The sequence below is a fragment of the Mycoplana sp. ABR4_002 genome, assembly GCF_056159645.1.
Map to the genome: position 1 here is coordinate 2,017,083 of NZ_JBSWVO010000001.1, position 20,778 is coordinate 2,037,860.

Here is a 20,778-nt window from a genome sequence, read left to right on the forward strand (position 1 = left end):
TCGCCGGCCAGACGCGATGACCTTGCCCCGCTGACCTAATCCATTTTGAAGTAAGCTCTGGCCATTGAGAGGACCAGGGAATGAAGCGCAACCGTTTCACAGACGAACAGATCGTCGGCATTCTGAAGGAGCATGAGGCGGGCATGCCGGTCTCGGAGCTTTGCCGCAAGCACGGCGTCAGCGATGCCAGCATCTATAAGTGGAAGACCAAGTTCGGCGGCATGGACGTGTCGGAAGCCAAGCGGCTGAAGACGCTGGAGGACGAGAACACGAAGCTGAAGCGGCTCCTGGCGGACGCGATGCTCGACAATGCTGCTTTGAAAGACCTTCTGGGAAAGAAGTGGTGACGCCCGCAGCCAAGCGGAGAGCTGTCGCGCATCTGATGAACCAACATCGGATGAGCGAACGGCGGGCGTGTAAAGCCATCGGCTTTTGCCGGATGACGATCCGTTACGAAACCAGGCGCAGCGACGATCATGACCTTCGCGAGCGGATGAAGGCGCTGGCGCATGAACGCCGCCGCTTCGGCTATCGACGCATTCATGTGCTGCTCAGACGCGAGGGCCACCTTGTGAACCACAAGAGGCTCTTCCGGCTCTATCGGGAGGAGAAGCTGACGGTACGCAGACGTGGCGGTCGAAAGCGAGCGATCGGTACACGAGCGCCGATGCTGATCCCGATGGCCGCCAATGATCGTTGGTCGCTCGACTTCGTGTCAGATCAACTCACCGATGGACGCAGGTTCCGGGTTCTGACGGTCGTCGACGATTGCACGAGGGAATGCCTCGCTCTCGTCGCCGATACGTCGCTTTCCGGCCTGCGGGTTGCCCGTGAGCTTGACCGGATTGTCGAGGCGCGTGGCAAACCGAAGATGATCGTCAGCGACAATGGCAGCGAGTTCACCAGCAACGCGATCCTGCAATGGACGGACCGGGCCAAGGTGGATTGGCACTACATCGCGCCGGGCAAGCCGATCCAGAACGCTTTCATCGAAAGCTTCAATGGGCGGCTGCGAGACGAGTTCTTGAATGAAACCCTCTTCTCGTCCCTGCCCCATGCCCGATCAGCGCTTTCAAACTGGCGCTGCGACTACAACGATCACCGACCGCACTCTGGCCTCGGCTGGCTGACACCTGCCGAGTACGCTCGGACCATCAACCCGCGACGTGATGCGGTGCTGCGCGGCCGAAATGGCTCCGCACCGCAACCCGCCGCTACCGCCCCAAGTGTTGCAACCCAAAACCGCTGGAGCGAACTCAAAACTGGATAAAACTTGGGGGCAAGGTCAGAAGAAACCTCCTTCGACATTGCCTTGCTGTAGGTGGAGAGCGCGGCCTTGGCTGCCGCATAGGCAGTCGTCGATTCCGGGAGGGGCAGAACTCTCTGTATGGATGTGACATGCACGACCACGCCACTTCCCTGCGCAACCATGTCAGGAACCAGATGCCGATCCAGGCGAACGGCTGGAAAGAGGTTCAGCGACAGCTCCTTGTGCCAGTCGCCTTCCGATAGCACTGAGAAGCCACCTCCGGTCGCCGACGAGCCACCCAGCATATGAACGATGATGTCGACGCCGCCGAGACCTCGGCGCGCGGCCTCTTCAACAGCTGCTCATCCCTCCTCGGTCGACAGGTCGGCCTCGACGAACAATTCTTCGGACAGAATTTCCGGACGCCCACGCGCGGTCGTCAGTACTTTCGCGCCGAGTTCGCGAAACAGACTGACAGTTGCCGCGCCGGTGCCCTTCGTTCCAGCAGTGATGAGCGTACGTTTGCCCTTCAGATCGAGGAAGTCCGTCATCACCGGATCTCCAATCTGGCAATCATCCCGTTCTCGATGGCGAAGGCATAGGTAAGCGTCACCGGGCTGCCGGGGAACTCCCCGCTGACCTCGGCGCGGACGAAGGCACTGCTGCCGTCGAGCCTGGTCTCGATCGGCACGGCGATGTATTGCGCCTTCCGCTTTGCTTTCATCCACCAGTCACGGATTGCGACCTCACCTTGGTGGCGAACGCCCTCGTCTTCCACCACGGCGCCGACTGCAAAGGTCGCAGCCAGTGCCTCCGCATGATTTCGGCGATCAGCGTCAAAGAACGCCTGCACCACTCCGGGCATATCCATTGAGTTTCTCCTCATTTGCCAGATCATGCTCGATAGATAGCCCTCGACCATTTCACGGATAAGTGGGATAAACCTGCATGTGAAATTGAACAAATCGGGACAATGGAACGCGCTAGCCTGAAGGAACTTGAATCGGTCATCGCCATTGCCCGGCTTGGGACGTTCCGAGCGGCGGCCATTGACCTCGGCACGTCCACCACCGCGCTGAGCCATACAATTGCAAAGCTCGAGGCTGGCCTTGGCGTCCGGCTCTTCAATCGCACCACCCGCAGCGTCTCGCTGACCGATGCCGGAAAGCTGTTTGTCGAGCAGGTCGCGCCGTCCCTGCAGGGCATCTATGGCGCTCTGGAAGCGGTACGCTCACAGCGCGAGACGCCGTCGGGAACAATACGCATCAATGCCGCGCCCTTCGCGGCCCGCGCCATCATCTCACCGCTCGTGCTCGAATTCCTCCGCCGCTATCCGGATATGAATGTCGACCTGGTGACCGAAGGAAAGATGGTCGATATCGTCAGGGACGGCTTCGATCTCGGCGTAAGGGTTGCTGGCCTCGTTCCGAGCGACATGATAGCGGTCTCGCTCGGCTGGCCCCAACGACATGCCGTCGTCTGCTCTCCCGGCTATCTGGAGCAGCATGGCAAGCCGATGGTCCCTCCGGACCTTCTCAATCATAGGTGCATTCGCGTTCGCCTGCCTGACGGCTCCATGTACCAGTGGCGGTTTGAGAAAGACGGGGTGCCGGTACAGATCGACGTGCGAGGGCCGATCGCACTCGACGAGGCCAGCCTGGTGAGGGCTGCGGTTCTCGAGGGCACAGGCATGGGCTACACGATGGAACAGGAAATCCTGCCGGACATCGAAGCGGGACGCGTGATCCGGGTTCTGGAAGATTGGACGCCGCCGTTTCCAGGGCTGTGTCTCTATTATCCCGGCAGGCGCCATCTGTCTGCCGGGATGAAGGCATTCCTGGAAATGGCGCGCGAGATCTCCAGGCGCCCGGCGATCTAGTCCTTGCGGCGTGCCGAAAGCGAGCATCACGGCTGGAAAGCAGAAGCTTCCCAACAGGTATGGCCGACGGCGTCGGGACAATGGGACTATGGGCCTATGAGCCGATCTTCTCGATGTCAGGCAGCGCCCAGGACTTGTCGAAGAACGCTTCCGTCGGGCCATAGAAGCGGAAGTAGGCAAACCAGCCCTTGTCGGGGTTCGTCTGTACCCAGTTGGCCTCGTGGCCTTTGGGAGCGGTGGGTCCGAAGTAGACGTCGATGGACCCATCTTCATTCTTGACGATGTCCTGCTTGCGCGACGAGATGTCAGGTCGTCCTTGCTCGGTGACGGGCATCTGCCGGGTTGCCTCGTCATAGGCCGTGACTGACCAGAAGCCCTTCGCAGGCGGATTGGCCGGCACATGAAGCTTGTAGTTGTTTTCGCCCGAGAGCCAGGCGTCGTCGGCATCCTTGTACGCGGCGATGTACCGCTGGCCGACGCCGGGAGTCTGGGTCAGCATCGCCTTCGAAATCACGACCGCCTCGTAAAACCAGGCGGCCCGCTCATCGAGTTGGTCAAACGTATTGGCCTTCTGGTCGACCGAGACGACCAGCGCATGCTTCCAGTTCGTTCCCTCCCAGAATGGCGGCTCGACGCGCTTGTCCGTGGTGTTCACCTTGGCCATCGCCTCACCAACGATCGCGCCGTCTTCCAGTATCTTCTTTTGGCGCTCGTCCGGCTTGAAGGGTTCGCCCTTCTCGATGCCGAGGAATCTGAGCTGCGCCATCATAAAACGGTCCCGCTCCTCGACCGGCTCTCGCTGGATAACCTCGTTGAGGCTATCCCAGTAGGCCAGCCCATGGGGCGGCATCTGGCTCCATTTCAGGTCGCCGGCCGCGCGCGCCGGCATTGGCGTCCCCGTTCCTTCGGGCGTCCAGGTATAGGTCTTGATCAAGGGTACCAGTTCGGCAATCGCCTTTTCCTTGTCGGCATCCAGTAGGCGGAAGCCAGCAAGCACATCCCGGCTCGTCGATTGAATGATGTAGTACCCATCCGCCTCGACCGGACCATAGCCCGGCGGCAGGATCAGATATTTGCCGCCCTTGCCCATGTCCGGTCCAACGACACCGAGATCGGCCATCACCCGCTGCCACTGGTCAAGAACCATGCCAGCGATCAGGCCCGCAGGGACTTCGATGACGAAGGGGCCGGATTCCTGCAGGTCGACAAAAGTGGCTATGTAAGGCGTTGTGTAGTTCGGCGTGAGGATGCCGAGCTTCTCGGCGAAATCGAGATAGGTCAACATCTCGCCGTTCTTGCCCTTGAACACATTGTAGTGCGCCCTGCGCCACTCGTTGAGGCCGACGGCGGGGACGCCCCAGATGTAGGCCTGGGACGCCCTTTGGAAGTCCATTTCGTCATAGAGCTTGTTGACGGTCTCCTTTGAAGGATAACCGCTTTCGAAGTGCAGCGTGCCGACGCGGGTGTCGAGCGTGTCTGGGGTCTCTTGCGCATAGACAGAGGGGATGGCGGCGCTCAGGGACAGCGCAGCGTAGAGGGTCGCATGTGCCAGCTTTGACATCGAATCTTCCTTTCGGCGGACGGGCGTCCGCGCTGCTATTTCACCTTCTGGAGGTCGCCGGGTTTCCAGCTATAGTCGACGGCGCGCTCGCCCGGACCGTAAAGACGGAGGATGGCGAAGAAACCTCGACCGGGTGCCGTCGCCAGCCAGTTGGCTTCCTTCCCCTCCGGGGGCATGGGTCCGATGTAGAGGTCGATGGTTCCGTCGGCGTTCTCAATTGGCTTGTCGCGTGATCCGAGCGAAGGGAAACGACGGGCCTCGGTTGCCAGGCCAGATGCGTTCTCCGCCTCGTACAGGGTCAGTGACCAGAACAGCTCCGCCGGGACATCGGGAGGGAGCGTCAGCTTGTAGTTGTTGTCGCCCGAAAGCGGCTCGTCCTTGTCGTCGTTGAAGGCGATCGCATAGAAAGCCCCCCGCCCGGGTGTCAGCGACACCATGCCGGGACTGATGGAGTAATAGTCTGTGAACATCCAGACCCGCCGTGCGATGTCGGTGTAGCCGTGCGGCTGGTTCACCCAGTGGAAATCGAGCGACTTCTCCGGCCCGGGTTCGGCCGCGTTGTTGATCGGGTTCGTCCACCGACGGTCCGGCCAGACCAGAAGAGAGCGACCATCGACCTCCTCGTCTAGCCCGATGACCCGGCTCATCTTGTACGCGACATTGGCTCCATCATCGAGAATTCTTCGCGCTTTCGGCGAAGGCGTGAAGGGCTGGCCCTCGACCAGGCCGATATTGGCCAGCATGCCGAGACCCTCCGGGCCGGCAAGGTTCCGGCCCTCCCGGTCGACGAGCCACTTCAGTTGTTCGAATGCGGAGATGTCCGACCGAGGAAGCATGTTCGCGGAAACACCGGAGGCGTTCGGATACTCCATCGGCTTGCGCTCGCCCTCGGGCAGGTTCAGCGGATAGACCTTGGCCTGTTCCATCAGCCTGACCGCGGGAGAGAGGTCACTCGGATCCTGATAGAAGGCGCGTAGGAAGATGAAGAGGTTGTTGGTGCCCGAGCGATAAACGTAGTAGCCCTCCGGCACGTCGCCCTCGTAGCCTGGCGGCAGGACGAGAAACTTGCCGCCCTTGCCAGCATCCGGTCCGGGCAACCCGACATCTCCCATGAACTTGCCGCCATCGACCGGGATCGGCCGCTGCCAGAAATCGAGCAGAATGCCCTGGAGATTCGGGGGGGCTTCGAAAACGATAGGCCCGGTCTCGCCCATGTCGACGTAGCTCATGGCGTAGATCACGTCGGAGTTCGGCGTGGTCACCAGTGTCTTGGTATCGAGCCGCTCCTTCCAGACCGGCAAGACGTTGTAGCCGGCTCCGAATACCTGTTCGGAACCGAACTTCATGCCCAGCGTGTTGATGAGCGGCATTGCCCAGAGATAGGCCTGGGTTGCCTGCTGGAAAAGAAGCTCGTCCCTCAGCGTCTGGGCGGTCTCGGCCGTGGGACGGTTCTGCTCGAACGGCAGGTTGGCCAGATCATTGAAGCGTGCCTGCTCGGCCAACGCGGACCCCGCCAGTCCGAGTGCCAGGAATGCAGCGGTCACCGACGAAAATGCGACTATGCGTTTCATGATGCTCGGCCTTCTGCTGATTGGCGTTCCAATGCTGATGTGCCGGATTTTGAGCAGACTAGGCGCTGGACCTGCAGGCGGCTATGCGTTTCTTGCCAAATTCAAAGCCAGACGCCCGAGACCAGGCAATCGGATCGCGCGATGACGGTTGCGTTCGGCTTTTCTCCGCGGAGGTTGCCAAACTAAGGGACGGCTGGAGCTCTTGGAAACGCGGCCAGCGTTTCGCTGGGCAGCTCCCCGAACATTTGGCGATACCAGCCAGCCAGTTTACCCAGTTCGCTGATGCCCCAAGCATTTGCCACCACCGCGATCGTGCATGCCCTTTCATGGTCGCTAGCGAGGCCCTGCCATATTCTGTGGAGCCTGAGGCGTCGGACGTAAGTTTGCGGAGTGTCATCGAAGATGTCGGCAAAAGCGCGGTAGAGCGTACGACGTGACGCGAATGCGGCGGCGGCGATGTCATCAAGAGCTATCGGCTCCGCAAGATGTTCGACTATGTGGGCTCTTGCCCGCGCCACGATCTTCGCATGGAGATGGGTGTTTGCCCGGCGCTCCTGCTCATGAGGTGGACGACCGAGATGCTTGATAAGCGCTCGCAGGAGCATCGGCCCCAGATCGGGCCGCGCCGGGCGGCCAGCGTGGGCGTTGGAGAACTCGGCGGCAAGCGCGGTGACCGCCTCTGGCAACATCGATTGACTGTGGATCCCGGTTCCGCCAAGCGCAGCCTTGTCGAGCACCATTTCGTATCGTGCAGCTTCCTGCTCAAGCTGATCAGCGGAAATAGTCGCTACGGCGTACATGGAACCTGGCGCATAGAGAGAATCGTGCTCGTCACCGCCGTGATAGATGGCCACGTTTCCGGTCTTGACCTCGGTGAAAGAGTGCCAGGACGACCCGGGCAGCCTCAAACCAAGACCCAACGAAAGCGTGTCTGGCGACAGGGGTCCGCGGAGCGCCACACGTCCGCCTATGAAGCCGCTGCTATATGTTACACTGCACTGCTCGGAAAATATGAGGCTTCCAGAGAGCCTGCCACACGCCATCTGTGTGGCTTCCATCCCGGCCCCACGCACTGCGTCCGACAAATCTTCGACTTGTGATATCTCGATCCGTTGCCAGTGACTTGCGATATGCTGCAGCCTTCTCTCCATCCCGAAACAGCCCCCGGTGTCGGATCAATCTCCTGCAACTTAGACTACGTGAGGTCTGCTGCCTCGAAGGGCTACTTAGAGGAGCTTTCAACGGTGTCCAGAGGACCTTCGGTCGATTGCAGCGGCCGGCCAATGTGGCGCTCAAGGGTCGAACCGCTGTCACATTGACCGGTCGGCTAATTTGAAGTGCCCCTCGGATCGATACTCTTGATTCTCTTTGGCTCCGGGGATGCGGCCAGCGGCCCTTATCTTGGAACTGCTCAGGCTCTGTTGTTGATACCCTAGCCGCCGTTGAACGACCGCCTTCCCCACGCTGCGCGACGGTACCGCCTGGCCAAATGTCCAGCCGCCTGCCAACCGGTGTCCGAGGTCCCCCGGGCGCCGAGACGGCGCTCATCGATGCGGCACGACGATCCTGCCCGGCCCGCGCACACGAAGCCAGTGGCGCCGGCATCCGCTGGCGCACGACCGTAGACGATCTCGTCCAGTGCTCTGGCGCGATATGCCATCGGCGAACCGGCGCCGACGTGAACGGCGTTTCGTCGGATTGCCTACGCAAAAGCCGGACGATGAAGTCGCGAAAGAACGGACTTGCCATGGAATCGGCCCGGCGAGACCAACTGGCCGCAGAAGCGACCGGTCATCGGCGCGCTAGAGGCCGACGCCGCCGACCCATCGTTCGACCTCGGAGCGAAACGCCTTCGCCTGCTCCCTGGCCTGTGCCCAGCCGGCTTGAAGATACTGCCCCCCCGTTGCGACCTGATCGGCCGCGACAAGCCCACACAGCAGAATGAACGTGAACAACAAGAAGCGCATGGCGCTTATCTTGCCCGCAATTGATTTAGAGTTCGCTAAAGTCGACTGGAGACGGTTGACGTTCAGGCCGAACGGGCGAGCGCCCTGACGGCACGCGCATGTTCGGCGACGGCGACCGAAACCCGGTTCCGTCCGTCGCGCTTGGCCGCATACAGGGCTTCGTCGGCACGTCCCATCAACGCTTCGACGTTTTCGCCCCCGACGTGCTCGGCAATGCCGATGCTGACCGACACGGCATGCGAGGGCGGCACGCCATGATAGGATCCGGCGGCGAAGGCCTTTCTCAGTTCGTCGGCAAAGGCCGTCGCCGCAACCAGCGGCACGGAAGGCAGGACCGCGACAAATTCTTCCCCGCCGAGCCGTCCAATAGCGCATCCCGTGTCGTGCGAGGCCCTACGCAGGACATCGGCGAGTCCCTTTATCACCGCGTCGCCCACCCCGTGCCCGTAACTGTCGTTGATCGCCTTGAAATGATCGATGTCGAACAGCATCAGGACAGCCGGGCGAGACGGGCCGGCATTCTCGAGCAACCGACCGGCCGCGGCGAACAGCCCACGACGGTTGGCGATGCCCGTCAAGGGATCGGTGAGAGACTGTTCGGCGAGTTCCTTCATCAGGTCCGTCGTGATTCGCAGCAGAAAAAGCAGGGCCGTGGCGAACCAGGACAGCATCGCGAACAGCTTGAACGAGACGATCCAGAATGAGCCGGCAATCTGTGCTTCCTCCTGCAGCGGCCCCTCGTAGAGATAGGAGATCATCGGCCGCGCCAGCAGCACCACGGCCGAGACGGCGAACGTCGCAATCGTCAGGCGGTCCAGCCTGTCGGCTTCCGCCCGCCTCGCCATGACCCGTACGGCGAGCAGGAACATGATGGCCGCCCCCGCACTGGATACGAGTCCGCGCCCCACGATGCTCGGTGCCACGACGCCAAGCCACACACCCCCGATGCTCGTCACCAGGTAGATCGGCACGAGAATGCGATCGCATGTCCGGCCGGTATGGCGAAGGATCGCCCCGCGAACCGCAAAGAATGCGACCCCGACGAGAAACATGTTCGCCGCAACCGAGACCGGCGCGGCGTTGTCGATCAGGATTCGCGCGATGTCGAGAGACGATCCGACCGCGGCGCAGCCATAGGCCAGGAACCAGTTGAAGACATAGAGCCGCTGCCGCTGGCGGTGCCAGAGCGCGAGGAACGTGATCGACAGGGTTGTGGAAATAACCGGGAGAATTGCGGAAAGCAGGTAGGACTTGTCCATGCCGACATCAAAGCAATGTTGAAAAATGACTTTCTGAATATGGCGCCGACTATGGTTGCCGACGGTTACGAAATTGCCAACGTCGCCGCCCGAAGCCCTTCCTCCGGCGGAGCATCGCATGATGCATGAACCTGGCGCCCTACAGGTAGCGGGCGCGGATATCGACTGTCGAACGCTTGCCGATCGCGTCGTAGTTGCCCGCCAGCCAGTCGTCCGCGCACTGCCGGCCGCGGTCGCGCAGGTCCAGCAGCGCGCTCCAGTCGGCGTTGAGCTTGCTCGAGGCGCTGAGACCCCGCATCGTTTCGTCGTCGGAGATGCTGTGGACGAAGATGCGTTTCAGGCCAAGCGCCTTGCCGGCCTCCGACTCGATCAGGTCGGTGACGAAGGCGATCGCCCGCATCTCCCGCATCAGCGAGGAGTTGAAGCTGATCTCGTTGATTCTGTTCAGGATCTCTGTCGCACTGCGCGGCAGCTCCGACCGCTCGAGCGGATTGATGTGCACCACCAGCACATCCGGCGTCTCGCAGCCGTAGATCAGCGGGTAGATGGCGGGATTGCCCATGTAGCCGCCGTCCCAGTAGGCTTCGCCGTCGATTTCGACCGCCTGGAACAGAAATGGCAGGCAGGCCGAGGCCAAAACGGCGTCGATCGAGATCTCGTCGTTCGAGAATACCTTGACCTTGCCGGAGCGCACGTTGGTCGCGCAAACGTTCAGCTTGATCGAGCAGCGCGACCTGCGGATCGCATCGAGGTCGATCGACTCCTCCAGCACGGAGCGCAGCGGATTGTAGTTCAGCGGGTTGAACTGGTAGGGCGACAGCAGCCGCGTCACCATGTCGAACAGGACGAAGGCGGGCGAATGGTCGAGCGTCTTCGACCCCGTCATCCGGTCGAGCAGGCTCGGCTGCAACGGACTGAAGGCGGCCGCTTGGCTGATCCGGCGCCAGAAGGCCTCGAGCGCCTGTTGCGCTCCGGGCCGACCGCCGTCCGCCAGCCCGTAGGCCAGCACGACCGCGTTCATGGCGCCGGCACTGGTCGCAACGATGCCCTCGTAGGACAGGTCGCGCTCATCCAGCAATCGATCGAGCACGCCCCAGGTAAACGCCCCGTGCGCGCCCCCGCCCTGGAGCGCCAGATTCACGGTCCGTGGCAACCGCGATCCGACCGAGGAGGATCCGGTCTGGCCCTCGTCCGTCAGGTCCAGCTTGGCACGTTCGTCCATGAAATTCTTCCACTCGTCGGCGCGACGCCGCGTCCGATAATACGCCCATAGTCGCGCCGACGCATCCGATCAAGGACTACCCCTGGCCCTACCCGGCCATGGGACGATGCGCGCCGGCAAATGGCACGCCGGCCAAGCTGCAGCCAGACAACGACAATTTGCGCCCACCCGCCCTAGGTCCTCCCCTTCTCCGCCCTATATCTTCAAAGGGTCCGCGCACAGCCACGCCGCAAGAGCGTGGCGCTGGCTGTGGTCGAGCGGGACCGCGACCACGTTACCAAGCTCGGGCCGCGTCGGGCCGGCGTGATTAACTGCCAACGAGAGAGGAAGGAAAGCGCATGATCAGGATTTCCATTTTGCTCGTTCTGCTCGGGATTGCCGCGGCGGGCTGCACCCCGACCGAAAAGGGTGCAGGCATTGGTGCCGCGACCGGCGCAATCGTCGGCGGCGCGATCACCAACGACGTTCGCGGAGCGGCGATCGGCGCGGCGATCGGCGGTGTATCCGGGGCGGTGATCGGAAATGTGGCCGGCCAGCCTGGCCAATGCTACTACCGCGACCGTTATGGCCGGCGCTACGTCGCCGCCTGCCCGCGGTAGGCATCCGGCCTCCTCCAAGCGGGCAATCGGCCCGGTCAAGGCGCCGACCTGCGGCGCCTTCGCCGGGCCGGCCTGCGCAAAGAAAACCGCGCTGCGGCAATAACTTCACGCCGTGTTCACGAAATTTTATCCACTTGCGGAACACATTGGGAACAGATAGTGTCCGTTCTGGATTTGTTTCGATTCTGGGTGAAAAGCCAATGCTGACCCGCAAGCAACAGGAACTGCTTCTTTTCATCCACGAGCGGATGAAGGAGACCGGGATCCCGCCGTCCTTCGACGAGATGAAGGACGCCCTCGATCTCGCCTCGAAATCCGGTATCCATCGGCTGATCACGGCACTGGAGGAGCGGGGCTTCATCCGCCGGCTCCCCAATCGCGCCCGAGCGCTCGAGGTGATCAAGCTGCCCGAGGCCTATTCGCCAAGCCCTGCAGGGCGTCGCGGGTTTTCGCCCTCGGTCATCGAGGGCAGCCTCGGCAAGCCGGCCCCTGCCCCGGCCACAACGGCCGCTGCCGGCGTGGAAAGCTCCGTGTCGGTGCCTGTGATGGGTCGCATCGCGGCCGGCGTGCCGATTTCGGCGATCCAGAACAACACCCACGATATCGCCGTGCCGATGGAGATGCTCGGCGCCGGAGAACACTACGCTCTCGAGGTTCGCGGTGATTCGATGATCGAGGCCGGCATCCTCGACGGTGATACCGTCATCATCCGCAACGTCAGCGCGGCCAATCCCGGCGAGATCGTCGTCGCCCTCGTCGACGACGAGGAGGCAACGTTGAAGCGTTACCGCCGCAAGGGCGCCTCGATCGCGCTCGAGGCTGCCAACCCGGCCTATGAGACGCGCATCTTCGGACCCGACCGGGTCAAGATCCAGGGCAAGCTGGTCGGACTCATCCGCCGGTATCAGTGATCGGCGCTGCCGCGGGCGTTTCGAACGTATTCGACCGCCAGTCATACAGCCGGTGGCGGCTCCAGGGACGCCCGAGAGTCGTCACCGCGGTGCGAACATTGTAGCCGATCACGCCTGACGGATCGGTCACCGGTGCGATTTCAAGCGCACCGGTCCGGCGCAGGCTGCGAGCCGTGATCAGCAGGGCCCCCGACCGGCAGGCGCCGGTGCGCAGGTGCTGGGGGGCCACGACGAAGTCGGCGGCGTCACAGGCGCTGCCGAGATGGACCGGATCCTCGAGGGCAATGACGCGCCAGCCCGCCTGCGCAACGCCGGCGCACCATTCCCCCCGACGGCAAACGAATCGCCGCTCTCTGGTCGCAACGGCAAGCGCCGCGCGCAGGTCCGCGTTCGCCGCTGTTGCCGCGCCCCCGCCGGTCATCACTTGCCGGCCAGGGGCAATGGCGTCCCCTATCCGGTCCGGGCGTCCACCCGTTTCGCGCGGACTGTCGTTGTCGCTGCGCCCGTCGCCGGAGCGTTGCGCACCGGAGACCGTTCGCTCCCCCGCCTTCTGCAAGGCCGGCGGGCGGTGGTCGCCGAGGCGAAGCGCGCGTCGCCACTGGTCGTAGATGAACACCGGCGGCCGCGGGCGGTTTGTGGCCACCTCACCCGCCCACACGAGCGCGACGAGCCTCCCGTCCTCCGAAACGAGCAGTTGAGCCGCCGGTTCCGGGCGTCCGCAAAGCGCGACCCCGGCGCCGATCGCCAGCGGTGCGACCGCCAGCAAAGCCAGCCGCGACCGGAACAGGCAGATCAAACCGCCGCCGGCGGCGACCAGCGCGAAAGCCAGCGGTGGAAGCCGTCCGGTAAGCAGTTCGCCACCCCAACCGGCAACCCAGCCAGCCAGACCGATGACGCGGTCGATTCCCCAACCCATGATCGCCAGCGGCACGGCGTCGAGGCGGAGAGGCATCAGCAGCATGGCCACGACCGCCATCGGCATGATCACCACGGAAATGACCGGCATGGCGAGCAGGTTGCCAGCCAGCCCGTAGGCCGGGATCCGGTGGAAGTGCCCGACGGAGTAGATCAGGGTCGCCGCGCTACCGATCAACGAAGACAGCATCACGCCGCCGAGGAACCACGTCGCGATCGCCGACGGGCCCCAGCGGCGGGCCGGTCGCGAGCTGTCGCCGAGGGGCCGGCGATCGCGCCAGGCCGCATAGCCGGCGACCAGCCCGAGGGTCGCCGCATACGACATCTGAAAGCCCGGCCCGGTGACCGCGGACGGCGTCACCGTCAGGATGAGGACGGCCGAGAGTGCGAGGTTGCGCAGGCTGATCGCGGTCCGGTCGAGCATGACGGCCACCAGCATGACCACGATCATCAGCCAGGCGCGCACGGCCGACACCGCGCCGCCGGAGACCAGGATATAGAGGCTGACCATGACCAGTCCGCCCACGGCGGCAACCTTCTTGACGGGAAAGCATTCCGCCAGGCCGGGGACGGCGGCGAGGGCCAGCCGGGCACCGACCAGGAAGGTGCCGGCGGCCAGCACCATGTTCAGCCCGGAAATCGCCAGCACATGCGCCAGCCCCGCCTGCCGTAGCGCTTCGATGGTGGCGGGACTGATCCCCCTTTGCTCGGCTGTCACCAGCGCGGCAGCGATCGCGCCCGCATCGCCCGGGATGCTGTCCCGGATGTGCTGCGTGATGGCAGCTCTCCAGGTGGCGACCAGGCCATGCGCCTGCCTCAAGTACGACCGGCCGGTCGGCCGGTCCAGCGGCGTCGTTTCAGGCTTCCCGTAAAAGAAGCCGACGGCCCCGGTGCCGGCCATGTAGGCGTCGAAGGCGAAGTCGTTGAGGCCGGGGAGCGCCGGCCCGGATGGTGGGCCGATGCGCACGCGTCCGGCGATTCCTCCGCCGATCGGAATCGGGTCGTGCGGGCTGCGCGCGATCACGTTGACGACCTCGGGTGGCCGGCGCAGCACCGGCTCGCGCGTTGACCGCACGGCGACCCGGTAGCGCATCCGCCCCCGGTCGTCGGCCTCGCGCGCGAGGACGCGCCCGTCGATCGTCGTCGTCACGGCCTGATCCAGCAGGACAGTCGACAGCCGCCAGCTCTCGAATGCCGCCAGTGCCATGCCCAGCAGCAGAAAGAACATGCAGCGCGCCGCAAATGAGCCGAACCCGGAGCGATGGCGCTGGCAAAGCGCCACCGCCCCGGTTGCGGCGAGCATCGAATGCAGCGGCCAGGGCGGCGGATCGTGCGGCACGACATACCAGCACCAGGCGCCCGCTCCGATGAAGACAGGAACGAGCAGGAAGGCGAAGCCGTGGTCGCGCTCGATCTCCCAGACGGCGGCGAGGGTCGCCGGACGGAAGGAGGCCATCCCGCGGCTAACCACTCGCTTCGCAGGCAACAGGATCCTGGTGAGCAGGCCGGCCGGACCAGCCTCCACACGCAGCCGCGCCGCCATGGCGGCTGCCCTTTCGACTTTGGTGCTGCTCCCCTCCCCCATGGGACCGACCGTATCCACGCGACAGCACCATACTGCAACTTGTGATTTAGATTTGCAATCGGATATCCGGGATCAGGATTCGTCCGCTCTGAGAAAGGATGCCACCTCCACAATTCTGGATCCTCGCGCATAGGTTGCTTGCAACTGGCGAGGAACAGTAGATATTGCAATGCCGGAATGTCTGGTTTTGCAGCGCACAAACGTACCTTTGGTCTAGGTTGGCAGGGCGTCGCGGATGGGCTAGCAAGGCGGACGCCCCAATATTGGCACAGCTGTGCCACCCTACAGCGAATGGAGGTCCTCATGACGGGCAAGAGCGCGGAAGTCACGGTCGGTGACAACAAGGTGGAATTGCCATTGCGATCCGGGACAATCGGTCCGTCCGTGGTCGACATCGGCACGCTCTACAAGCAAACCAATACGTTCACCTACGACCCCGGCTTCACCTCAACGGCCTCGTGCGAGTCGAAGATCACCTATATCGACGGCGACGAAGGCGTCCTGCTGCACCGCGGCTACCCGATCGAGCAGCTCGCTGAACATGGCGACTTCCTCGAAGTGTGCTACCTCCTGCTCTACGGCGAACTGCCGACGAAGGCCCAGAAGGACGACTTCGACTATCGCGTCACGCACCACACGATGGTGCACGAGCAGATGAGCCGTTTCTTCACCGGCTTCCGCCGCGACGCGCATCCGATGGCTGTAATGTGCGGCTGCGTCGGCGCGCTCTCGGCCTTCTATCACGACTCCACCGACATCACCGATCCGCATCAGCGCATGGTTGCGTCGCTGCGCATGATCGCGAAGATGCCGACGATCGCGGCGATGGCCTACAAGTACCACATCGGCCAGCCCTTCGTTTACCCGAAGAACGACCTCGACTACGCCTCCAACTTCCTGCGCATGTGCTTTGCCGTGCCGTGCGAAGAATATGTCGTCAACCCGGTCCTGTCCCGGGCGATGGACCGCATCTTCATCCTCCATGCCGACCACGAGCAGAACGCCTCGACCTCGACGGTTCGCCTGGCCGGTTCCTCGGGCGCCAATCCCTTCGCCTGCATCGCCGCCGGCATCGCCTGCCTCTGGGGCCCGGCCCATGGCGGCGCCAACGAAGCCGCGCTCAACATGCTGGCCGAGATCGGCACGCCGGACCGGATTTCGGAGTTCGTCGCCCGTGCCAAGGACAAGAACGACCCGTTCCGCCTGATGGGCTTCGGCCACCGTGTCTACAAGAACTACGACCCGCGCGCCCGCATCATGCAGAAGACGACGCACGAGGTTCTGGGCGAGCTCGGCATCAAGGATGACCCGATGCTCGAGGTGGCGATGGAACTGGAGCGGATCGCCCTGACCGACGAGTACTTCGTCGAGAAGAAGCTCTATCCGAACATCGACTTCTACTCCGGCATCACGCTGAAGGCGCTGGGTTTCCCCACCACCATGTTCACCGTGCTGTTCGCGCTCGCCCGCACCGTGGGCTGGATCGCGCAGTGGAACGAGATGATCGAGGACCCGGAGCAGCGCATCGGTCGGCCGCGCCAGCTCTATATCGGTGCGCCCAAGCGCGACTACGTCCCCGTTTCCAAGCGCTGACGGGACGCCGACAAGAAAAAAGCCCGGTCACACCAGACCGGGCTTTTTCTGTTTGATCAGGTCGACAACCACGTCGGCGGCCTGATCGCCGGGCGGGCGCGCCGTCTGCATGCGCGCGTGGACCAGGTCGAACCCCTCCACCATCGCACGCCGCTGGATCGTGTCGTGCGACAGCCGCACGGCCCAGCGCGAGAGGCTGCCGGGGCGGACGACCTCGTTGAGGTACTCCGGAATGACCGCGTAATCGGCGACGAGATTTGGCAGGGCAGCCGTCCAAGTCTTGATCTTGCGCGTCAAGAGCCGGGCAATCCAGTCCAGCTTGTAGCAGGAGACGACCGGTATCCGCGCAAGGCCAAGCTCCAGCAGCACGGTGCCCGAGGCGGCAATCGCCACGTCCGCCGCCTGAAACGCCTGCCACTTCTGTTCCGGGCCCACCGTCACCTCCGGCTGCACAGGCCAGCCGGCGATGATTTCGCGCACCAGCGCTTCCTGCCGCGGCACGGTCGGCAGCCGGAAGGTGAACGGAACGGCTCCGGCGGCCAGGTCACGCACGAGGTCGCCGAACACCGGCAGAAGCCTTGAAATCTCGCCCGCACGCGAACCCGGCAGCAGCAGACAGGTCCGGGGCAGGCCCGCGTCCAAAGCGGGCGCAACCTTCTCCAGCTGCACGGCCCGGACGCGCGCCACATCCGCGTCGCTGGTCAGCCGGTGGCCGACGTAGGTGGTCGGCGGCCCGTTTAGCCGCCGCATCACGTCCGGTTCGAAGGGCAACACGGCCAGCACGTGGTCGACATAGGTCCTCATGCGCGGCGCCCGCTCTTCCTTCCAGGCCCAGACGCTCGGGCAGACATAGTTGACCACCGGAAGATCGGGCAGCTGTCGCCTGACGAGCCGTGCCACGCGGTGCGTGAAGTCGGGACTGTCGATGATCACCAGCAGGTCGGGCTTCGCCGCCACGATCGCCGCGGCCGTCTGGCGGATCCGGCGCAAGAGCGTCGGCAGCTTCGCCACCACCTGCGAGAAGCCCATGATCGACAGCTCGGAGTAGTCGAACAGCGAGGCAAGCCCTTGCGCCTGCAGCGCCTCGCCGCCAACGCCGACCAGCGTGACACCGCCGGGAAGTTGGCGGCGCAGGGCGGCCACGAGGTCGCCCCCGAGCAGGTCGCCCGAGACCTCGCCGGCGACCACGGCGAGCTTGAGCGGCCGCATCACCGCCTCCCCCCGCCGGGACGCGGCAGTATGCCGCTCACGAACAGGCGGCTTCGGTCCGCCTCCGCGACAACGCTGTCACGGTCCAGAACCAGCGAACGGCCGGCCTCGGTGGCAATACCCGCAAGCCCGGCAGCCGCGGCGCGCCGCACCGTCTCGACCCCGATCGAGGGCAGGTCGGCGCGAATGTCCTGTCCCGGCTTGCACAGTTTCACAAGTACGCCATCACGACGCTGCGAGATGCGGCCCTCCTTGCGCAGCACCGCGACCCGCTCCAGCATCTGGTCGGTCCCCTCGGCCCCCTCCAGCGCCACGACGCGCCCTCCGATGGCCACCGCCCCCTGCCCGACATCGAGCGCGCCGAGCGCGAGCGCGGCCGCCGAGGCTGCGGCGATGTCGCGCAGATCCTCGGCCCGCGCCGCGAACTTGCCGATCGGCCCTTCGGCAGCGAGCAGGTCGGGCGCGATTTCGTGCGCGCCGACGACGCGCACGCCGTTGGCCTCGATCAGCCCGATCACCATCTTCAGCACAGCGTCGTCGCCCCCGTTCAGGAGCGTTCGCACGATTCCGGGCACGCCCAGCAGTGTTCGCAGGGTCGGCCGGATCTCGCGCCATTCGGGGCGGCGCCTCACGCCGCCGGACAGGACCGCGCGGTCGATGTGCTCACGTGAGAAGGTCCGGCTGAGGGCGGCGAAATCGCCGACGCCCACCGGCGCATGGTCGAAGCCGGACCAGTCCTGCTCGGCCTCGTCGGTCAGCGTCAGGATGAAAGGATCCTCGCCGTTGAGGCGTGCAGCGAGCGCCAGATGCACCGGCAATTGCCCGCTACCGGCGATGATCGCGAGCCGCGGACCGCCATCCGGCCGGGGCGCCACGCGGATCAGGCCTTGTTGCGGTTCGGCGACGAGATCGCGCGGTCGCTCTCGGCGGCGATGAAGTCGAGGATATGCATGACCGGCACGCAGTCCTGCGACTCCTCGCGAATGGCCGCGGCATTGGCACGGATCGAGCCCTCGCCTTCGAAGATCTGCTTGAAGGCGCGGCGCACGCGGTGGATCGTCGGCTTGTCCATGCCGGCGCGCGACATGCCCACCACGTTGATGCCACCCAGAATGCCCGGATTGCCGTTGAGCATGCCGTAGGGGATGACGTCGTAGGCGACGGCAGACAGGCCGCCGACGAAGGCGTGGCGACCGATCCGGGCGAACTGGTGCACCGCCGACCCGCCCCCCAGAATGGCCCTGTCTTCGACGGTGACATGGCCGGCCAGCATCACGTTGTTGGACAGGATGACGTTGTTGCCGACGATGCAATCGTGGGCGATATGCGAGTAGGCGAGGAACAGGTTTCCGTCACCGACCACCGTCCGGCCACCGCCATCTGTGGTGCCGGTGTTCATCGTCACGCCCTCGCGGATGACGTTGCGCTCGCCGACCGTGAGCGTCGTCTCCTCGCCGGAATGATGGATGCTCTGCGGGTCGCCGCCGATCACGGCCGAGGGAAAGATGCGCGTGCCGCGGCCGATCGTGGTGCGACCGGTAACGACGACATGGGTGAGAAGCTCGACGTCGTCGCCCAGAACGACTTTCGGCCCCACATGGCAAAACGGGCCGACAACGACGTTCTCCCCGATCACCGCCCCGTCATCGACGACGGAGAGCGGATGGATCCTGGCACTGGCTGCAATCATATTCAGGCGTCTTCCTTGTTGACAATCATCGCGCCGATATCAGCTTCGGCGACAAGTTGCCCATCAACTTTTGCGTCACAGTGAAACTTCCAGATATTCCCGCGCTGCTTCTGCTTGACCACGTGGTATTCGACGCGGTCGCCGGGCACGACCGGCTTGCGGAAGCGGGCGTTGTCGATGGTCATGAAGTAGACGAGATTGGTGCCGGTTCCGGTCTTGCGCGCACAGATCGCGCCGGCAGTCTGGGCCATGCCCTCGATCAGCAGCACGCCAGGCATGATCGGGTGGTCCGGGAAATGGCCGGTGAACTGCGGCTCGTTCACGGTGACGTTCTTGATGCCGACGGCCGAATTGTCGCCGTCGATATCCACGATCTTGTCCACCAGCAGGAACGGATAGCGGTGGGGCAGCAGCGTCAGGATTTCCTTCAGTTCCGCTACGCCCAGAACCTCCCTGTTTTCCTCACTCATCCCTTGTCATCCGCCTTCTTGCTTCTGTTGGCTATGCGCATCGTCTGCTCGGCGACGTCGCGCAAGAAATCTCGCATCGGCCGCGCCGGAATGCCGCCGTACCGCTCACCCGCGGGGATATCGGCGACCACGCCGCTCATCGCCGCGATCTGCACGCCGTCGCCGATCGTGATGTGACCGTTGATGCCGGCCGCGCCGCCGATCATGACGCCGTCGCCGATCCGGGCACTGCCGGCAATCCCGACCTTGCTGACGATGCCGCAGTGGCGGCCGATCCGGACGTTGTGGCCGATCTGCACCTGGTTGTCGATCTTGGTCCCCTCGCCGATCACGGTGTCGTCCATCGTGCCGCGGTCGATTGTCGTATTCGCGCCGATCTCGACGTCGTCCTGGATGATGACGCGCCCGATCTGGACGATCTTGATCATGCCGCCCTTAGGGCCCGGGCCATAGCCGAATCCGTCCTGGCCGACGCAGGTGCCGGGGTGGATGATCACTCGGTTGCCGATCAGCGCGCATTGCAGCTTCGCGCCGGCCGATATCGTGCAGTCACGACCGATGCGGACACCCGGGCCGACGACGACACCGGCACCGATGCGCGTACCCTCGCCGACCTCGACGTTCGCGCCGATCACGGCATGCGGTTCCACCGCCACGCCCGGCTCGAGCCGAGCGGTTGGGTCGACATAGGCCATCGGTGAAATGCCACCCGGCTGCGAGGTGGTTTCCGCTGGCCTCATCGCCTCCGGGTGCAGGATCTCGCCGGCGAGCGCAAAGGCCATGTGGGCCTTGGGCGTCTGCAGCACCGCGATGTGGGCGGGTACGAGCGAAGCCAGGGAGCGGTCGCACAGGATTGCGGTCGCCTGGCTGGTTTCCAGCTCGGCCTTGGCCTTGCGCGACAGCAGGTAGCAGAGATCCCCCTCCTTCGCCCGGTAAACGGGCGAGACGTCGCGGACGACGCGCGAGGCTGCCGATTGATCCAGCAGCTCCGCCCCGAGGCGATCCGCCAGGTCGCCCAGGCGAACGCCGTCATGAGGGGGAAAGAACCAGTTATGCTCCATCAGCTGGACTCCAGAACAGTTCGTTCTTCGCAGTTCT

At 64.1% G+C, this 20,778-nt stretch carries 18 protein-coding genes and 1 pseudogene; 5 read left to right on the forward strand and 14 right to left on the reverse strand.

What is annotated here, in order from left to right; genetic code table 11:
- The first annotated feature begins 80 nt into the window (after window positions 1-80).
- Window positions 81-1,270, forward strand: a protein-coding gene (locus ACXAGF_RS09810; RefSeq protein WP_475014455.1) for an IS3 family transposase whose coding sequence is annotated in 2 segments (ribosomal slippage) — window positions 81-330 and window positions 330-1,270 — 1,191 coding nt in all. Because the reading frame shifts where the segments join, the coding sequence is not laid out codon by codon here.
- A gap of 20 nt (window positions 1,271-1,290) precedes the next feature.
- Here the strand turns inward: ACXAGF_RS09810 and ACXAGF_RS09815 are convergent.
- Window positions 1,291-1,800: pseudogene (locus ACXAGF_RS09815) on the reverse strand (oxidoreductase); the annotation flags it as partial.
- Window positions 1,800-2,120 carry a nuclear transport factor 2 family protein gene (locus tag ACXAGF_RS09820; RefSeq protein WP_475016563.1) on the reverse strand — a complete coding sequence of 107 codons (321 nt, stop codon included), beginning with the start codon at window positions 2,118-2,120 and terminating at the stop codon, window positions 1,800-1,802. The gene ACXAGF_RS09820 and the pseudogene ACXAGF_RS09815, both read right to left, overlap by 1 nt.
- A 102-nt stretch (window positions 2,121-2,222) precedes the next feature.
- On the opposite strand from ACXAGF_RS09820, the gene ACXAGF_RS09825 reads away from it, so the two are divergent.
- Window positions 2,223-3,128: a LysR family transcriptional regulator gene (locus ACXAGF_RS09825; RefSeq protein WP_475016566.1), complete on the forward strand. Its 906-nt coding sequence runs from the start codon at window positions 2,223-2,225 to the stop codon at window positions 3,126-3,128.
- Between the two features lie 94 nt (window positions 3,129-3,222).
- On the opposite strand, the gene ACXAGF_RS09830 is transcribed toward ACXAGF_RS09825, so the two are convergent.
- The 6 genes from ACXAGF_RS09830 to ACXAGF_RS09855 form a co-directional block, all read right to left on the reverse strand.
- Window positions 3,223-4,689, reverse strand: a complete 1,467-nt coding sequence (locus ACXAGF_RS09830; RefSeq protein ID WP_475016568.1) for a DUF1254 domain-containing protein — start codon at window positions 4,687-4,689, stop codon at window positions 3,223-3,225.
- A 35-nt stretch (window positions 4,690-4,724) separates the two neighbouring features.
- Window positions 4,725-6,260 carry a DUF1254 domain-containing protein gene (locus ACXAGF_RS09835; protein WP_475016570.1) on the reverse strand — a complete coding sequence of 512 codons (1,536 nt, stop codon included), beginning with the start codon at window positions 6,258-6,260 and terminating at the stop codon, window positions 4,725-4,727.
- 182 nt (window positions 6,261-6,442) lie between these two features.
- Window positions 6,443-7,114, reverse strand: a complete 672-nt coding sequence (locus ACXAGF_RS09840) for a helix-turn-helix domain-containing protein (RefSeq protein ID WP_475016573.1) — start codon at window positions 7,112-7,114, stop codon at window positions 6,443-6,445.
- A 948-nt stretch (window positions 7,115-8,062) separates the two neighbouring features.
- A complete protein-coding gene (locus ACXAGF_RS09845) occupies window positions 8,063-8,227 on the reverse strand; it encodes a hypothetical protein (RefSeq protein WP_475016575.1) in 165 nt (54 codons plus the stop codon).
- Between the two features lie 62 nt (window positions 8,228-8,289).
- A complete protein-coding gene (locus ACXAGF_RS09850; protein WP_475016577.1) occupies window positions 8,290-9,486 on the reverse strand; it encodes a GGDEF domain-containing protein in 1,197 nt (398 codons plus the stop codon).
- 139 nt (window positions 9,487-9,625) lie between these two features.
- Entirely contained in the window at window positions 9,626-10,708 is a 1,083-nt protein-coding gene (locus ACXAGF_RS09855) for a patatin-like phospholipase family protein (protein ID WP_475016578.1), read from the reverse strand.
- A 338-nt stretch (window positions 10,709-11,046) separates the two neighbouring features.
- Between ACXAGF_RS09855 and ACXAGF_RS09860 the strand changes: the two genes are divergently transcribed.
- Window positions 11,047-11,307: a YMGG-like glycine zipper-containing protein gene (locus ACXAGF_RS09860; RefSeq protein ID WP_475016579.1), complete on the forward strand. Its 261-nt coding sequence runs from the start codon at window positions 11,047-11,049 to the stop codon at window positions 11,305-11,307.
- 200 nt (window positions 11,308-11,507) lie between these two features.
- The gene (gene lexA, locus ACXAGF_RS09865; protein WP_475016581.1) at window positions 11,508-12,218 is read left to right on the forward strand and encodes a transcriptional repressor LexA; all 711 of its coding nucleotides are present in this window, start codon (window positions 11,508-11,510) and stop codon (window positions 12,216-12,218) included.
- Here lexA and ACXAGF_RS09870 read toward each other — a convergent pair.
- Window positions 12,199-14,589 carry a ComEC/Rec2 family competence protein gene (locus ACXAGF_RS09870; protein ID WP_475016582.1) on the reverse strand — a complete coding sequence of 797 codons (2,391 nt, stop codon included), beginning with the start codon at window positions 14,587-14,589 and terminating at the stop codon, window positions 12,199-12,201. The two genes, lexA and ACXAGF_RS09870, sit on opposite strands and share 20 nt — an antisense overlap.
- A 432-nt stretch (window positions 14,590-15,021) precedes the next feature.
- Here ACXAGF_RS09870 and gltA point away from each other — a divergent pair, with 432 nt between their 5' ends.
- Window positions 15,022-16,311, forward strand: a complete 1,290-nt coding sequence (gene gltA, locus ACXAGF_RS09875; RefSeq protein WP_475016583.1) for a citrate synthase — start codon at window positions 15,022-15,024, stop codon at window positions 16,309-16,311.
- A gap of 27 nt (window positions 16,312-16,338) precedes the next feature.
- Here gltA and ACXAGF_RS09880 read toward each other — a convergent pair whose 3' ends face one another.
- The 5 genes from ACXAGF_RS09880 to lpxD are packed head-to-tail and all read right to left on the reverse strand — an operon-like array spanning window position 16,339 to window position 20,741.
- A complete protein-coding gene (locus ACXAGF_RS09880) occupies window positions 16,339-17,520 on the reverse strand; it encodes a lipid-A-disaccharide synthase (protein WP_475016585.1) in 1,182 nt (393 codons plus the stop codon).
- A complete protein-coding gene (locus ACXAGF_RS09885) occupies window positions 17,520-18,395 on the reverse strand; it encodes an LpxI family protein (RefSeq protein WP_475016587.1) in 876 nt (291 codons plus the stop codon). The genes ACXAGF_RS09880 and ACXAGF_RS09885 overlap by 1 nt, the downstream gene beginning before the upstream one ends.
- Before the next feature lie 5 nt (window positions 18,396-18,400).
- On the reverse strand, window positions 18,401-19,216 hold the full coding sequence (lpxA, locus tag ACXAGF_RS09890) for an acyl-ACP--UDP-N-acetylglucosamine O-acyltransferase (RefSeq protein ID WP_475019253.1): 816 nt from the start codon (window positions 19,214-19,216) through the stop codon (window positions 18,401-18,403).
- Window positions 19,213-19,680, reverse strand: coding sequence for a 3-hydroxyacyl-ACP dehydratase FabZ (fabZ, locus tag ACXAGF_RS09895; RefSeq protein WP_475016589.1), 468 nt, complete (start codon window positions 19,678-19,680; stop codon window positions 19,213-19,215). The genes lpxA and fabZ overlap by 4 nt, the downstream gene beginning before the upstream one ends.
- Window positions 19,677-20,741: a UDP-3-O-(3-hydroxymyristoyl)glucosamine N-acyltransferase gene (gene lpxD / locus ACXAGF_RS09900; RefSeq protein WP_475016592.1), complete on the reverse strand. Its 1,065-nt coding sequence runs from the start codon at window positions 20,739-20,741 to the stop codon at window positions 19,677-19,679. The genes fabZ and lpxD overlap by 4 nt, the downstream gene beginning before the upstream one ends.
- Window positions 20,742-20,778 lie beyond the last annotated feature (37 nt).

What these genes read in the sequence shown, in the direction of transcription:
- ACXAGF_RS09825 (WP_475016566.1), top strand. Translation starts at nt 2,223, where the DNA reads ATGGAACGCGCTAGCCTGAAGGAACTTGAATCGGTCATCGCCATTGCC.
- ACXAGF_RS09820 (WP_475016563.1), bottom strand. Translation starts at nt 2,120, where the DNA reads ATGGATATGCCCGGAGTGGTGCAGGCGTTCTTTGACGCTGATCGCCGA.
- ACXAGF_RS09850 (WP_475016577.1), bottom strand. Translation starts at nt 9,486, where the DNA reads ATGGACAAGTCCTACCTGCTTTCCGCAATTCTCCCGGTTATTTCCACA.
- ACXAGF_RS09860 (WP_475016579.1), top strand. Translation starts at nt 11,047, where the DNA reads ATGATCAGGATTTCCATTTTGCTCGTTCTGCTCGGGATTGCCGCGGCG.
- ACXAGF_RS09870 (WP_475016582.1), bottom strand. Translation starts at nt 14,589, where the DNA reads ATGGCCTCCTTCCGTCCGGCGACCCTCGCCGCCGTCTGGGAGATCGAG.
- lpxD (WP_475016592.1), bottom strand. Translation starts at nt 20,741, where the DNA reads ATGGAGCATAACTGGTTCTTTCCCCCTCATGACGGCGTTCGCCTGGGC.
- ACXAGF_RS09855 (WP_475016578.1), bottom strand. Translation starts at nt 10,708, where the DNA reads ATGGACGAACGTGCCAAGCTGGACCTGACGGACGAGGGCCAGACCGGA.
- gltA (WP_475016583.1), top strand. Translation starts at nt 15,022, where the DNA reads ATGACGGGCAAGAGCGCGGAAGTCACGGTCGGTGACAACAAGGTGGAA.
- lexA (WP_475016581.1), top strand. Translation starts at nt 11,508, where the DNA reads ATGCTGACCCGCAAGCAACAGGAACTGCTTCTTTTCATCCACGAGCGG.
- fabZ (WP_475016589.1), bottom strand. Translation starts at nt 19,680, where the DNA reads ATGAGTGAGGAAAACAGGGAGGTTCTGGGCGTAGCGGAACTGAAGGAA.
- ACXAGF_RS09835 (WP_475016570.1), bottom strand. Translation starts at nt 6,260, where the DNA reads ATGAAACGCATAGTCGCATTTTCGTCGGTGACCGCTGCATTCCTGGCA.
- ACXAGF_RS09880 (WP_475016585.1), bottom strand. Translation starts at nt 17,520, where the DNA reads ATGCGGCCGCTCAAGCTCGCCGTGGTCGCCGGCGAGGTCTCGGGCGAC.
- ACXAGF_RS09845 (WP_475016575.1), bottom strand. Translation starts at nt 8,227, where the DNA reads ATGCGCTTCTTGTTGTTCACGTTCATTCTGCTGTGTGGGCTTGTCGCG.
- ACXAGF_RS09830 (WP_475016568.1), bottom strand. Translation starts at nt 4,689, where the DNA reads ATGTCAAAGCTGGCACATGCGACCCTCTACGCTGCGCTGTCCCTGAGC.